Raw genomic sequence first — 14,609 nt, 5'->3', positions numbered from 1 at the left:
CTCCCTCGCCACAGGGGACTTTGCTGATTCAAATAATAGTGTCCCTCTGAGATAACACCCTTGAGCATTCAACCCAGCACCTATTCCCCAGACATCGCAGTGCCCTTGGACAAACGCGTCTTCGGCGCCCGCGATCTCTTTTCCCTGTGGTTCTCCCTGGGCATCGGCCTGATGGTCCTGCAAACCGGTGCACTGTTGGCGCCGGGCCTGGGCCTCTCCGGTTCCTTACTGGCAATTTTCCTCGGCACGTTGGTCGGCGTGCTGTTGCTGGCCGCCGTCGGCGTGATCGGCAGCGATACCGGCCTGTCATCCATGGCCGCCCTGAAACTCAGCCTCGGCACCAAGGGCGCAAGCCTGCCGGCGCTGCTGAACCTGCTGCAGCTGATCGGCTGGGGCTCATTCGAAATCATCGTGATGCGCGACGCCGCCAGCCTGTTGGGCGCCCGCGCGTTCAGCGAAGGCAGCCTGCTGACCAGCCCATTGTTCTGGACCCTGGTATTCGGCGCCCTCGCGACCTTGCTTGCCGTCAGCGGTCCGCTGACCTTCGTGCGGCAGATCCTGCGCAAGTGGGGCATCTGGCTGCTGCTGGCCGCCTGCCTGTGGCTGACCTGGAACCTGTTTGCCAAGGCCGACCTGGCCACTCTCTGGGCCCAGGCTGGTGACGGTTCGATGCCGTTTGCCGTTGGCTTCGATATCGCGATTGCCATGCCGCTGTCCTGGCTGCCACTGATTGCCGACTACTCACGTTTCGGCAAACGCGCGAAAAACGTGTTCGGCGGCACGGCACTGGGTTTCTTCATCGGCAACTTCTGGCTGATGAGCCTTGGCGTGGCCTACACCCTGGCGTTTGCGCCGAGCGGTGAAGTGAATGCGTTGCTGCTGGCATTGGCCGGAGCCGGCCTGGGGATTCCGCTGCTGCTGATCCTGTTGGATGAATCAGAAAACGCGTTCGCCGATATTCACTCGGCGGCGGTGTCCAGCGGGATTCTGTTGCGCTTGAAAGTCGAGCACCTGGCATTGGCCATTGGCGTTATCTGCACGCTGATCGCCTGCTTTGCACCGTTGGCGCAGTACCAGAACTTCCTGCTGCTGATCGGCTCGGTGTTCGCGCCGCTGTTCGGCGTGGTGCTGGTGGATCACTTCATCCTGCGCCGTCGTGGCCATGGTGTTGCCGCCAACCTGCGCTGGCCGGCACTGCTGGCGTGGCTTGGAGGGATCAGCACCTATCACCTGTTGGCGAATCTGTACCCGGATGTCGGCGCGACCCTGCCGGCGCTGGTGCTGGCAGGGCTGTTGCACTTTATCCTGGGCCGGGCCTTCAGTGGCGTGCGGGTACCAGCTCAGGCTTGATCACGCCGGTGAGGCGCGCATAGGGGATGGTCATTTCGATCAGCCCCAATGCGTACGGCGCGATGGTGGTCACGTTGTACTTGAGCACCACGCCATTGCTGGTCAGCGCCACATTCGGGGTTTTCTGGAACGGCCAGTTCTTCACGAACTCCGGGTCACGGTCCATCTGCGAGTTGATCAGCCAGTTGTTGTGGGCCACTTTCGCGGTCTTCCAGAATGCATCTTCCTGGCCCGGCAACAGCATGTCGGTCAGGCTCAGCTCTTTGTGCAGCAGGCGTGAATAGTTGATGAAGCCGCGGCCCGGCTCGCCGTGGGCGGTGCCGGTGTCCAGGTAGCTGGACACTTCGATGATCACCAGTCCGTCATGCTGCTCACGTACCTTGGCCTGCAAGTACATGCTGTTGCGGTCCGGGGACTCACGCAAGAACTTGTCGCGGTAGGCGTTCAGGGTGGCGGGCATGGCCTGGCCAGGTGAAGTGCGGGCCATCTGCAGCAGGCGCTGTTCGATGATCTGGTCCAACTGCGGCTCGGACGGGAAGTGCACGGTGTCGATGTTTACCAGCGGGCAATCCGGACTGCTGCAGCCGGGTTTGATCTGCTCGGAGGCGTCGGCGGTGGTGTCCAGGGGCTTCAGGTAGCTCGGCTGGAACAGGCTCTGGCAAGCACCCAGGGTCAAGGCGATACAGGCCACGGAGGCGATTTTTAAAAGCGACATGTGTGTCCTTCATAAATCGAGGAAAGGTGAAAATGTGGAGCTTCGACTCCCGACAAGGCAGTCAGTTCGCCACTAAGCTGATTAGAGTGAGTTTGACGCCCGCCGTCTATCCCGGCAACCGGAAAGGGGCTGCATCAAGGGGCACGAGCGCGTTAGGATGGCGCGATGTCGAGGCCGCCTCGATACCGCAAGGCAATAAACGAGGGTTGATATGACGGACACAGCGAAATCGACGCCGAGCAAGGTCGAGATTGTTCAGCGCGACAATGCCTACAAGGGCTTCTACAAACTGGATCGGCTGAAGCTGCGGCACGAGAAGTTTGATGGCGGCATGAGCCGTGAGCTCAATCGCGAAGTCTTTGTGCGTCATGACGCCGTGTGTGTACTGCCCTATGACCCGCAGCGCGATGAAGTGGTGCTGATCGAGCAGTTTCGCGTCGGCGCCATGGGGCGTACCGACAACCCGTGGCTGATCGAAATGGTCGCCGGCCTGATCGACAAGGATGAGCAACCGGAGGAGGTTGCACACCGCGAAGCCGAGGAGGAAGCTGGCCTTACATTCTCCGCACTCTGGCCGATCACCAAGTACTTTCCGTCGCCGGGTGGCAGCACCGAATTTGTCCACTTGTTCCTGGGCCGTTGCGAAAGCGCCGGGGCCGGTGGCGTCCATGGACTGGAAGAGGAAGCCGAAGATATCCGCGTCACCGTCTGGGCCTTTGAAGACGCCCTGCAGGCGGTACGTGACGGTAAAATTTCCAACGCAGCGAGCATTATTGCCCTGCAATGGCTTGCGCTTAATCGCGCGGAAGTGAGGGGGTTATGGCAGTAAAGGCTCGGGAGCGATATCGGGTTGACCTGATCGGGCTGCAAGCAGCCTGCGAGGCCAACTATGCACGGCTGATGCGGCTGCTGCCAGACATGCGCCACACCCCCGAGGCGCGGCGCATTGCCGTGACCCACGGCGACCAGATGCTCGGCGTGCTGACCCTGGAAGTGATCGTGAACTGCCCGTACACCACCACTTTGCGGGTGCGTCAGGAGCACAGCCTGCCGTGGCTGCCGGTGCCGCAGCTGGAAGTGCAGGTGTACCACGACGCACGCATGGCCGAAGTGATCAGCGCCGAGCATGCACGACGCTTTCGCAGCATCTATCCTTACCCCAACGTGTTCATGCACCAACCCGATGAGAAAGCACAGCTCAATGTGTTCCTCGGTGAATGGTTGAGTCACTGCCTGGCCCTGGGCCACGAGTTCGAAGTCGTTCGATAGATGTGAACTGCGTCCGCTTCACGGGTTTCCTCTTTGTGTCCTGCCCCAGCATAATCGCCTCAAATGTCCATTCCTGTGATCACGCCCTGGGAGAACGCCTTGCCGAGCGTATCCGCCATGAACCCTGACGCTTCGGCGTTGCTGGTGCAGTTGTCCGACAGTCACCTGTTTGCCGAGGCGGACGGCGGCCTGCTGGGCATGAATACCCGCGAGAGCCTGCAACGGGTGATCGACACGGTGTTGGTGCAGCAGCCGCAGATTGATCTGGTGCTGGCCACCGGGGATTTGTCCCAGGACGGTACGCTGGAGTCGTATCAGGCGTTTCGTGACATGACGCGGCAGATTCAGGCGCCGGCGCGCTGGATCCCGGGGAATCACGATGAGCCGCAGGTGATGCTGCAAGCGGCGATCAACAGTGCGTTGCTGGAACCGGTGGTGGATGTGGGCAACTGGCGCATTACCCTGCTGGACTCGGCGGTGCCGGGTTCGGTGCCGGGGTATTTGCAGGATCAGCAGCTGCAATTGCTGGCGCAGTCGTTGAGTGAGGCGCCGGCTCGGCATCATTTGGTGTGTTTTCACCATCATCCGGTGTCGATTGGGTGCGCTTGGATGGAGCCCATCGGTTTGCGCAATCCTGAGGCGTTGTTTGCGGTGCTGGATCGGTTTCCGCAGGTGCGGGCGGTGCTTTGGGGGCATGTGCATCAGGAAATTGACCGGGAGCGCAATGGGGTGCGTTTGTTGGCTTCGCCTTCTACCTGCATTCAGTTCGCTCCCGGGAGTGAGGATTTCAGCGTGAGTGAGCAGGCACCCGGGTATCGCTGGCTGCGGTTGCATGCCGACGGGCGGTTGGAAACCGGTGTGGAGCGGGTGCAGGGCTTCGCGTTTCAGGTGGATTACGGTAGCAACGGCTACTGAGATTTCCCTGTAAACTGCGCCTCTTTGGCAGACCCACAGAGGACCCGGAATGTCCGCATCGATCTTGTATATCCACGGTTTCAACAGCGCACCAGCCTCCAACAAGGCGAGCCAGTTGATCACCGTGATGGACAGCCTCGGTCTGGCCGACCAACTGCGCGTGCCGGCCCTGCATCACCACCCCCGCCAGGCGATCCCCCAGTTGGAGGCGGCTATCCGTGACCTCGGAAGGCCACTGCTGGTAGGCAGCTCACTCGGCGGCTACTATGCAACCCATCTTGCCGAACGCCATGGCCTCAACGCCTTGCTGGTCAACCCGGCAGTCAGCCCTCATCGGATGTTCGACGGTTACCTGGGCACCCAGAAGAACCTCTACACCGATGAGACCTGGGAGCTGACCCACGACCACGTCGCGGCCCTGGCCGAGCTGGAAGTGCCGGCGCCCCAGGACGCCCAGCGTTATCAGGTGTGGTTGCAGACCGGCGATGAAACACTGGATTATCGCCTCGCCCAGCAGTATTACCGGGCCTGTGCCTTGCGCATCCAGGCCGGTGGCGATCACGGTTACCAGGGCTTCGCCCAACAGTTACCGGCGCTGTTGAGTTTTGCCGGCATAGGCTCCGATCAGTACCAATCCTTCGATTTCACCGCATTGTGAAACCGCAGGTTACTTTTTAATCGAACGACTCACGACGAGACCCCATGGCCACTCCCAGCGCTAGCTCTTATAACGCCGACGCCATCGAAGTCCTCTCGGGCCTCGACCCGGTGCGCAAACGCCCCGGCATGTACACCGACACCAGTCGGCCGAACCACCTTGCCCAGGAAGTCATCGACAACAGCGTCGACGAAGCCTTGGCCGGGCACGCCAAGTCGGTACAAGTCATCCTTCACGCCGACCATTCCCTGGAAGTGTCCGACGACGGTCGTGGCATGCCGGTGGACATTCACCCGGAAGAGGGTGTGTCGGGCGTCGAGCTGATCCTCACCAAGCTGCACGCCGGCGGCAAGTTCTCCAACAAGAACTACCAGTTCTCCGGTGGCTTGCACGGTGTGGGTATTTCCGTGGTCAACGCCCTGTCGAACCACGTACGGGTCAAGGTCAAGCGCGACGGCAACGAGTATCAGATGACTTTCGCCGATGGCTACAAGGCCACCGACCTGGAAGTGATCGGCACCGTCGGCAAGCGCAATACCGGCACCAGCGTGTACTTCGCGCCGGACCCGAAATACTTCGATTCACCCAAATTCTCCATCAGCCGCCTCAAGCATGTGCTCAAGGCCAAGGCTGTGCTGTGCCCGGGCCTGCTGGTCAGCTTTGAAGACAAAGGCACCGGCGAAAAGGTCGAGTGGCATTACGAAGACGGCCTGCGTTCCTACCTGGAAGACTCTGTCAGCGAATTCGAGCGCCTGCCGAACGAGCCGTTCTGCGGCAGCCTGGCGGGTAATAAAGAAGCCGTGGACTGGGCCTTGTTGTGGCTGCCGGAAGGTGGCGACAGCGTCCAGGAAAGCTACGTCAACCTGATCCCGACAGCCCAGGGCGGTACCCACGTCAACGGTTTGCGCCAGGGCTTGCTGGATGCCATGCGCGAATTCTGCGAATACCGCAGCCTGCTGCCGCGCGGCGTGAAGCTGGCGCCGGAAGACGTCTGGGAGCGGATCGCGTTCGTCCTGTCGATGAAAATGCAGGAGCCGCAATTCTCCGGCCAGACCAAGGAGCGCCTGTCGTCCCGTGAGGCAGCGGCGTTTGTCTCCGGGGTGGTCAAGGATGCCTTCAGCCTGTGGCTCAACGAACACCCTGAATTGGGCCTGGCCCTGGCGGAGCTGGCGATCAACAACGCCGGCCGTCGCCTGAAGGCCAGCAAGAAAGTCGAACGCAAGCGCATTACCCAGGGGCCGGCGCTGCCTGGCAAGCTGGCGGACTGCGCCGGGCAAGACCCGATGCGCTCCGAGCTGTTCCTGGTGGAAGGTGATTCTGCCGGCGGTTCCGCCAAGCAAGCGCGGGACAAGGAATTCCAGGCGATCCTGCCCCTGCGCGGCAAGATCCTAAACACCTGGGAAGTCGATGGCAGCGAAGTACTGGCCAGCCAGGAAGTGCACAACATCGCCGTGGCCATCGGTGTTGACCCGGGCGCGGCGGACATGAGTCAGCTGCGCTACGGCAAGATCTGCATCCTCGCCGACGCCGACTCCGACGGCTTGCACATTGCGACCTTGCTCTGTGCACTGTTCGTCCAGCACTTCCGCCCATTGGTGGATGCCGGTCACGTCTATGTCGCCATGCCGCCGCTGTACCGCATCGACCTGGGCAAAGAGATTTTCTACGCCCTGGACGAAGCCGAGCGCGATGGCATTCTCGACCGCCTGGTGGCCGAGAAGAAACGCGGCAAGCCGCAGGTCACCCGATTCAAGGGCCTGGGTGAGATGAACCCGCCGCAGCTGCGGGAAACCACCATGGACCCGAACACTCGGCGCCTGGTGCAGTTGACCCTGGAAGATTTCGCCGCCACCTCGGAAATGATGGACATGTTGCTGGCGAAGAAACGCGCGCCGGATCGCAAGAACTGGCTGGAGTCCAAGGGCAACCTGGCCGAGGTTCTGGGCTGATGCGCAGCAGTTTCGCCCTGGCGATTCTGTTGTTGAGCGGGTTGGCGACCGCCTCGGTGGTCGCGGCGCCCGTGGCTGAGCTGAAGCTGTTGTCGGAACACCCGGTGGAAGGCATGCGCGGCGGTAACCTGTCGGGCCTGGCCTTATGCGGTAGCGAATTGTGGACAGTCTCCGATCGCGATGACGACCAGATCTACCGGCTCGATACCGCCGGTGACGTCTGGAAAGCAGAGACATACGGGATTGATGTGCCGCCGGTGCCGGCGTCGGGTTTGCCCTTTGGCCTGCGCTCACGCACCAAGGCGGCTTCGTTGATTCGCGGTGGTGATCTGGATTTTGAAGGCATCAGCTGCGATGCGGCGGGTAACCGTTACATTGTCAGCGAAGCCCACGCGGCGGTTCTCAGGGTGCCTTTCTCCTCAGAACACGGTGAAACGGAGTGGCTGAAGATCGCCCCGGGCATGGTTCGCGAAGCTCGGGCCAGTGGCATGTTGCTGCACTTCAACGCGCTGTTTGAAGGCATCGTGGTGAACCCGGAAGGCAATCAAATCTGGCTTGCGGCCGAACGCGAGCGGCGCGGGCTGATTTCCATCAAGCGCCCGCAAACCCTCTGGGATTGTGAAGGCCCTTGTGTATTGCTGAGCGAGGCCGGCCAGGAGATGCAGCCGGCGCAGTTCCCGGGCGCCAAGGCGGTGTCCAAGGACTTTGCCGACCTGGCGCTGTTCAATGGCAAGCTGTTTACCCTGGAGCGCAATGCGTTTCAGGTGTGTCGCCGGGATGCGGTCACGGCCCAGGTGGAGTTGTGCTGGTCGTTTGCCGATGAAGCGCTGACGCCGAATCGGCGTTATGCCCAGGCCTATGGATTGGCCGAAGCCTTGGTGGTGGACGCTGACGGTGCCTGGATCGGCATCGACAATAACTTCGGTGCCCGCGCCGATGGCGAAAAGCGGCCGGTGGTCTATCGTTTCGCCGCCCCTGCGGGTGGCTGGAGCGCCAAGCCATGAGTGCGCAACCACCCGGCAAGCGCGCCGGGCGTGTGTTGATGTTCGTCGCGTGGGGCGCCGGCCTGTTTTTGGCGACACGATTTTTTGGGCAGTGGGAAGCGCGACAGGAAAACCCCAATGCCGTGGTGACCTCGGAGCAGCACGAGGGTTATATCGAAGTAAAACTGCTGGGCAACGGCCAAGGGCATTTTGTCGCCACTGGCCAGATCAACGGCAAGCCGGTGCAGTTCATGCTCGACACCGGGGCCACCGACGTGGCGGTTCCGGCTGAATTGGCCGACCGTCTCGGGCTTGAACGCGGCATGCCGGTTGGCGTGAGTACGGCCAACGGGCGAACCCAGGGCTTTCGGACCGAGTTGGGCCGCCTGCAACTGGGCGATATCGTCCTTCGGGACGTGCGCGCCATCGTGGTACCGGGTTTGGGCGATGAACAGGTATTGCTGGGCATGAGTGCATTGAAACAACTTGAATTTACCCAGCGCAGCGGCACTTTGCTGCTGCGCCAGACCAAACAATGATGAGGCCCGCATGAGTGACATCCTTGCAGACAGCTTAGATGGCGTTGAACGCCGGTCGCTGGCTGACTTCACCGAAAATGCCTACCTCAACTACTCCATGTACGTGATCATGGACCGTGCCTTGCCGCATATCGGCGACGGCCTGAAGCCCGTACAGCGGCGCATTATCTATGCGATGAGTGAGTTGGGCCTGGACGCTGACTCCAAGCACAAGAAGTCGGCGCGTACCGTCGGTGACGTGCTCGGTAAATTCCACCCTCACGGCGACTCGGCGTGCTACGAAGCCATGGTGCTGATGGCCCAGCCGTTCAGCTACCGCTACACGCTGGTGGACGGCCAGGGTAACTGGGGGGCGCCGGATGATCCGAAGTCCTTCGCCGCCATGCGTTACACCGAAGCGCGTCTGTCGCGGTATTCGGAAGTGCTGCTCAGCGAACTGGGCCAGGGCACGGCCAACTGGGGCCCGAACTTTGACGGCACCCTCGACGAGCCGCTGGTGTTGCCGGCACGTTTGCCGAATATCCTGCTCAATGGCACCACGGGTATCGCCGTGGGCATGGCCACTGACGTACCGCCCCACAACCTGCGGGAAGTGGCCAGCGCCTGCGTGCGCCTGCTGGATGAGCCGAAGGCTACGGTCGAACAGCTCTGCGAGCATATCCAGGGCCCGGATTACCCGACCGAAGCAGAAATCATCACGCCTCGCGCCGACCTGCTGAAAATCTACCAGACCGGTAAAGGCTCGGTGCGCATGCGCGCCGTGTACCACATCGAAGACGGCGACATCATCGTCACCGCGCTGCCGCACCAGGTGTCCGGCGCCAAGGTGCTGGAGCAGATTGCCGCGCTGATGCAGGCCAAGCCGTCGAAGCTGCCGCAAGTCGCCGACCTGCGTGACGAGTCCGACCACGAAAACCCGTGCCGCATCGTGATCATCCCGACCAACAGCCGGGTCGACCATGAAGTGCTGATGCAGCATCTGTTCGCCAGCACCGAGCTGGAGTCCAGCTATCGGGTCAACATCAACATCATCGGCCTGGACGGCAAGCCGCAGTTGAAGAACCTGCGGGCTTTGCTGGTGGAGTGGCTGGAATTCCGGGTGCAGACCGTGCGTCGCCGCCTGCAATTCCGCCTGGACAAGGTCGAACGCCGCCTGCACCTGTTGGACGGCTTGCTGATCGCTTACCTCAACCTGGATGAAGTGATCCATATCATCCGTACCGCCGAGCACCCGAAGGCCGAGCTGATCGCGCGCTTCGAACTCAGCGAAATCCAGGCCGACTACATCCTCGACACCCGTCTGCGTCAGTTGGCGCGACTGGAAGAGATGAAGCTGCGGGACGAACAGGACGCGCTGCTCAAGGAACAAGCCAAGCTCCAGGCCCTGCTGGGCAGCGAGGCCAAGCTGAAGAAGCTGGTGCGCACCGAGCTGATCAAGGACGCCGAAACCTATGGCGACGACCGCCGCTCGCCGATTGTCGAGCGCGCCGAAGCCAAGGCCCTGACCGAAACCGAGCTGCTGCCCAACGAGAAAATTACCGTCGTTCTGTCGGAAAAGGGTTGGGTTCGCTCAGCCAAAGGGCATGATATTGACGCCACCGGCCTGTCTTACAAGGCTGGCGACGGTTTCAAAACCGCGGCGGCGGGGCGTTCCAACCAGTTTGCGGTGTTTATCGACTCCACCGGTCGCAGTTACTCGGTGCCGGCGCACACCTTGCCATCGGCGCGGGGGCAGGGCGAGCCGTTGACCGGGCGCCTGACACCGCCGCCGGGTGCGAATTTTGAGTGCGTGCTGCTGCCGGACGATGACTCGTTGTACGTCATCGCTTCCGATGCGGGCTATGGGTTCGTGGTCAAGGGTGAAGACCTGCAGGCCAAGAACAAGGCGGGCAAGGCGTTGTTGAGCCTGCCGAACAACGCCAAGGTGATCCTGCCGCGTCCGGTGGAAGACCGTGAAGGCAACTGGCTGGCGTCGGTGACGACCGAAGGGCGCCTGCTGGTGTTCAAGATCAGCGATTTGCCGCAGTTGGGCAAAGGCAAGGGCAACAAGATCATTGGTATTCCCGGGGAGCGGGTGGCCAGTCGCGAAGAGTACGTGACCGACATCGCCGTGATCCCGGAAGGCTCGACCCTGGTGTTGCAGGCCGGCAAGCGCACGTTGTCACTGCGCCCTGACGACCTCGAGCACTACAAGGGTGAGCGGGGTCGTCGTGGCAATAAACTGCCGCGCGGCTTCCAGCGAGTGGACGCTTTACTGGTGGAAACGCCCGTTTAAGGCGATATAGAGCGCCCGATCTACGATTTAACCCGTAGATCGACGCTTTCGCGCTGGAGTCATGGCGCATATTCACGGATGATATGGCCTTTCCAGCGCCGGCGTGGCTGAGCGCGTACAGGTTATTTTTGAGTATTACATTGTGGTTCGCCTTGTGGCAGCCACCTGGATGGGATGATGACTGCTCCGCGCCTTCCTTTATTTTTGTTGCTCGCTGGCCTTTTGGGCCTGGCGGGTTGCAGCACACACCAACCGGTGTCGCTGTATCAGCTGGACAGTGGAAGTCCGGCTCAGCCTGCACAAAGTGCCGGCATGGCTGTATTGCTTGGCCCTGTTGTAGTGGCCGACTATCTGCAACGTGAAACCCTGCTGCAACGTCAGAACGACGGCAGCCTGCAAGGTTCCACCGATGGCCGCTGGGCCGGTAGCCTTTCGTCCGACATCAATCAGTTGATGTTGCGCCAGGTGGCTGGCCACCTGGACAGCCAGCGTGTGGTATTGGCGCCGGCGCCGTTGGGTTTTGCCCCGGACGTACAGGTGCTGCTGACCATTACGCGACTGGACTCGGGCGTGTCGCAGCCCGCTATCCTCGACGCGCAATGGCGCTTGATCGACCGTCGTGGCCAGGTGCGGGATAACCGCATCGTGCACTTGCAGGAAGAGCACAGCGGCAGCACCGCGTCCCAGGTCCAGGCCCAGGGTGTGTTGCTGCAACGTTTGGCTGACCAGCTGTCGGTGGCCCTCAAGCCATTGGCCAATCAGCCAGCGGTGGCAGAAGCGCCACGCAAACAAGCCCCGGCGCAGCCCAAGGCTGCGGCACCGGAGAAGCCGAAGATGCCGATGGCCGTGCCGATTCGTACGGATATGGAAGTGTTCAGGTTCTGACCTGAATACAGACCAACAAAAAGGCCCGCTGATGAGCGGGCCTTTTGTTTGTGCGGGATTTGAGCGGTACGCAGATCTAATGTGGGAGCGGGCTTGCTCGCGAAGGCGGCGGATCAGTCGATACATAGGCTGACTGACAGGCCGCTTTCGCGAGCAAGCCCGCTCCCACATTGATTTGCGTTGTTCTTTAGTTCTTCGCCCGCGTCTCATGCATCCGCGCCAGCTGGCGCTCAAGCATCGACGGGTAAGGCTCCATCAACCGCTCCACACAGCACGCACCTTCAGGGCTGGCAATCGGGCGGATCCGCGCACGCTGGCGAATCAGCACGTCGTCACTGATCTTGCGTTCCACCAGCAGCAGGTTGCGGCTGTGTTGCGACAAGGCCAGCGCATCCTGGGCAATCTCGGTCAGGAGCAGATCGATCTGGCTCATGCCATACAGATCGTCGCCCACCGTCAGGCCCAATTGCAGTTGCAGGGTGATGCCGCTGTCGGCCACTTCGATTTGCAGCGCATGGCCCAGGGCCCGCAGCAGTTCACCGCAGCAGATGGCGTTGGTCAGGTAGTCTTCGCCGCTGTCTTCGCTGTGGAACAGCATCAAGGTGCTGCCGTCGTTCAGGGTGTGCAGTTCGCTCTGATACAGCGAGGCCGCCTGGTCGAGGCAGTCACGATAACGTTCCAGCAGCTCGGTCAGGCGTGCCCGCGGCAAGCGACGCAGTTGATCCTGTGCGCCCAGTTGCACGGCCAATACGGCGCTGTGCTGGGGCTGGGTGCTGCGCACCGGAGCAGGCTGCACAGCAGGAGCGGTTGGCACTGAAGTATCGCGAAGATCGGCGAACGGGTCTTCTTCGTCCAGTTCGTCTTCTTCTGCCTTGATCACATGACGGGTCGCCGGCTTTTGGGTCGCTACCGGCGCAGACTCGTCGAAGCTCGGGTCCCGCAGGTTGCGCACTTCAAACTCGGGCTCGTCGTCTTCGTAGTCGGTGTCGTCGAACTCGGGCTCGGGTTCAACCTCGGGCACTACGGGCTCCGGCGCGAAGCTGGTGTGCAGTTGGCGGGCGAGGTCGCCGATTTCGTCCTGGCGGTCGGTGGCCGGGGTGTGTTCATCGATATCCCGCAGCCAGATGCGCAGTTGCATCAGTGGCGTGGAGATATGCCGGCCCAGGCGCAGGCTCAAGGCCAGGGACAGTGCCAGCAGGATCGCACTCAAGATACCCATGCTTTGCAGGCTGATGGTCATCGGCTGCTGGAACTGTTGCATGTCCAGGCTGATGCGCAGTTGGCCGGCCTTCACGTCCTGAAACGTGATATTGCTCTGGTACAGGCCTTCGGCTTCACCCAGCAGGCCGTTTTTCGGACGTTGCCCGGCTTCGGCCATGATCCGGTTGTCCACGCTATAGATAGCAGCGTGGGCCACCAGCGGGTTCTTGGTCAGGTTGTTGAGCAGCACGTTGAGGCTGAGGATGTCGTTGGACACCAACAACTCAGTCGCCGAGGTGGCGGTCTGGGTGGTCAGGCTCTCGCCCAAAGCGTCGGCTTGCTCGTGCATGGCCTGCTTGAACTGCAAACCCATCACGCAGGCGTAGATGACCAGGGCCAGGGCGACCAGGATCACGTTATGGCTGGCGATGCGTAATGCGATCGGTACACGGCGGTGGCGCAGTGCCCGGAAGATCAGCAGGAAGAAGTTATCGGTTTTTACTGGCGTGGGCCGGTTCACTTAAGCTCGGCTCTTTAGTCCGTGAAGTTGACGCGCAGTATAGCGACAGGCCCAAGACCGGCAAAGCGCTGGCTGTGCCCGATGGTCACTGAAAGTGGGTAGAATGCGGTTTTTTTCCAGCTCGGGGGTGCGCTTTGCGCGAAATTGTCCTGATTAACATCACAGGTGAGGACCGTCCGGGTCTCACCGCAGCCATTACCGGTGTTCTGGCCCAGGGTGGTGTGAACATTCTCGACATCGGCCAGGCAGTGATTCACGACACGCTGTCGTTCGGCATCCTGGTGGAAATTCCCAGCACTGAGCAGGCCTCGTCCGTGCTCAAGGACATCCTGTTTACGGCGTATAAGCTCGATCAGCAGGTGCGTTTCACCCCGGTGTCCGAAGAGGATTACCAGAGCTGGGTGGCCGGCCAGGGCAAAAAACGCCACATCGTGACGCTGTTGACTCGCAAGGTGACGGCCGAGCAATTGCAGCGTGTCAGTTCGATCACGGCTCAGTACGGTTTGAATATCGACCATATTGACCGTCTGTCGGGTCGCATGCCATTGGACACGCCAGCGGACAAGGGCAAGGGCTGCATTGAGTTCTCCGTACGCGGTGAGCCGGCAGATCCTCAGGCCCTGCGTGCCGAATTCCTGAGCGTTGCCCAGGAGCTGAATGTCGATATCGCCTTCCAGGAAGACTCGCTGTTCCGCCGCAATCGCCGCCTGGCGGTGTTCGACATGGACTCGACGCTGATCGAAGCCGAAGTCATCGACGAATTGGCCAAGGCTGCCGGTGTAGGCGAGCAGGTTTCGGAAATTACCGAGCGTGCTATGGCCGGTGAGCTGGATTTCCGAGCCAGCTTCAAGGAGCGCCTGGCGCTGCTCAAAGGCCTCGACGTCAGCGTGCTGGACTCCATCGGCGCCTCCCTGCGACTGACCGAAGGTGCCGAAACCCTGTTCGCCGAACTCAAGCGCCTGGGCTACAAGACCGCGATCCTGTCGGGCGGTTTCACTTACTTCGCCAAGCAATTGCAGGCCAAGCTGGGTATCGACTATGTGTTCGCCAACGAGCTGGAAGTGGTAGACGGCAAGGTGACGGGCGTGGCCGTGGAGCCGATTGTCGACGCACAGCGTAAGGCTGACCTGTTGCGGGAATTGGCACACAAGGAAGGGTTGCGTCTGGAGCAGACCATTGCGGTCGGCGACGGGGCAAATGACTTGCCGATGCTGGCGATTGCCGGGTTGGGTGTGGCGTTCCGGGCCAAGCCCCTGGTCAAGCAATCGGCCAAGCAGGCGATTTCGACTTTAGGGCTGGATGGCGTGTTGTACCTGTTGGGCTTTCGCGACCGCGACGGTCAACTGTAAAC

At 61.4% G+C, this 14,609-nt stretch carries 13 protein-coding genes; 11 read left to right on the top strand and 2 right to left on the bottom strand.

Going from position 1 to position 14,609, the window contains the following annotated elements:
* Positions 1–60: 60 nt before the first annotated feature.
* Positions 61–1,350 (top strand): putative hydroxymethylpyrimidine transporter CytX, encoded by a 1,290-nt coding sequence (gene cytX / locus ACIOMR_RS20785; RefSeq protein WP_401196124.1) that lies wholly within the window; start codon positions 61–63, stop codon positions 1,348–1,350.
* Here cytX and ACIOMR_RS20780 read toward each other — a convergent pair.
* Positions 1,319–2,065 (bottom strand): RsiV family protein, encoded by a 747-nt coding sequence (locus ACIOMR_RS20780; RefSeq protein ID WP_003209503.1) that lies wholly within the window; start codon positions 2,063–2,065, stop codon positions 1,319–1,321. The two genes, cytX and ACIOMR_RS20780, sit on opposite strands and share 32 nt — an antisense overlap.
* A 211-nt stretch (positions 2,066–2,276) precedes the next feature.
* Between ACIOMR_RS20780 and ACIOMR_RS20775 the strand changes: the two genes are divergently transcribed.
* The 9 genes from ACIOMR_RS20775 (at position 2,277) to ACIOMR_RS20735 (ending at position 11,538) form a co-directional block, all read left to right on the top strand.
* Positions 2,277–2,894, top strand: coding sequence for an NUDIX domain-containing protein (locus tag ACIOMR_RS20775; RefSeq protein WP_003209505.1), 618 nt, complete (start codon positions 2,277–2,279; stop codon positions 2,892–2,894).
* Positions 2,885–3,334, top strand: coding sequence for a DUF1249 domain-containing protein (locus tag ACIOMR_RS20770; protein WP_003209507.1), 450 nt, complete (start codon positions 2,885–2,887; stop codon positions 3,332–3,334). Before ACIOMR_RS20775 ends, ACIOMR_RS20770 begins: the two co-directional genes overlap by 10 nt.
* Before the next feature lie 99 nt (positions 3,335–3,433).
* Positions 3,434–4,249 carry a 3',5'-cyclic-AMP phosphodiesterase gene (cpdA, locus tag ACIOMR_RS20765; RefSeq protein WP_177069161.1) on the top strand — a complete coding sequence of 272 codons (816 nt, stop codon included), beginning with the start codon at positions 3,434–3,436 and terminating at the stop codon, positions 4,247–4,249.
* A gap of 49 nt (positions 4,250–4,298) precedes the next feature.
* On the top strand, positions 4,299–4,907 hold the full coding sequence (locus ACIOMR_RS20760) for a YqiA/YcfP family alpha/beta fold hydrolase (RefSeq protein WP_003209516.1): 609 nt from the start codon (positions 4,299–4,301) through the stop codon (positions 4,905–4,907).
* Positions 4,908–4,951: 44 nt separating this feature from the next.
* Entirely contained in the window at positions 4,952–6,856 is a 1,905-nt protein-coding gene (gene parE / locus ACIOMR_RS20755; RefSeq protein WP_003209518.1) for a DNA topoisomerase IV subunit B, read from the top strand.
* Complete coding sequence (locus ACIOMR_RS20750; protein ID WP_401196118.1) at positions 6,856–7,860, top strand: esterase-like activity of phytase family protein; 1,005 nt, start codon at positions 6,856–6,858, stop codon at positions 7,858–7,860. The genes parE and ACIOMR_RS20750 overlap by 1 nt, the downstream gene beginning before the upstream one ends.
* Positions 7,857–8,378 carry a TIGR02281 family clan AA aspartic protease gene (locus ACIOMR_RS20745; protein ID WP_008439113.1) on the top strand — a complete coding sequence of 174 codons (522 nt, stop codon included), beginning with the start codon at positions 7,857–7,859 and terminating at the stop codon, positions 8,376–8,378. Before ACIOMR_RS20750 ends, ACIOMR_RS20745 begins: the two co-directional genes overlap by 4 nt.
* Before the next feature lie 10 nt (positions 8,379–8,388).
* On the top strand, positions 8,389–10,653 hold the full coding sequence (gene parC, locus ACIOMR_RS20740) for a DNA topoisomerase IV subunit A (protein ID WP_003217539.1): 2,265 nt from the start codon (positions 8,389–8,391) through the stop codon (positions 10,651–10,653).
* Positions 10,654–10,830: 177 nt separating this feature from the next.
* Positions 10,831–11,538 carry a membrane integrity-associated transporter subunit PqiC gene (locus ACIOMR_RS20735; RefSeq protein ID WP_003217538.1) on the top strand — a complete coding sequence of 236 codons (708 nt, stop codon included), beginning with the start codon at positions 10,831–10,833 and terminating at the stop codon, positions 11,536–11,538.
* Between the two features lie 187 nt (positions 11,539–11,725).
* On the opposite strand, the gene ACIOMR_RS20730 is transcribed toward ACIOMR_RS20735, so the two are convergent.
* Complete coding sequence (locus tag ACIOMR_RS20730; RefSeq protein ID WP_102367973.1) at positions 11,726–13,258, bottom strand: AhpA/YtjB family protein; 1,533 nt, start codon at positions 13,256–13,258, stop codon at positions 11,726–11,728.
* 134 nt (positions 13,259–13,392) lie between these two features.
* On the opposite strand from ACIOMR_RS20730, the gene serB reads away from it, so the two are divergent.
* Positions 13,393–14,607, top strand: a complete 1,215-nt coding sequence (gene serB, locus ACIOMR_RS20725) for a phosphoserine phosphatase SerB (protein WP_003217536.1) — start codon at positions 13,393–13,395, stop codon at positions 14,605–14,607.
* Positions 14,608–14,609 lie beyond the last annotated feature (2 nt).

It is taken from the genome of Pseudomonas sp. NPDC087814 (assembly GCF_044742865.1).
Classification (GTDB): Bacteria; Pseudomonadota; Gammaproteobacteria; order Pseudomonadales; family Pseudomonadaceae; genus Aquipseudomonas.
This window is presented reverse-complemented; position numbering and strand designations above follow the sequence as displayed.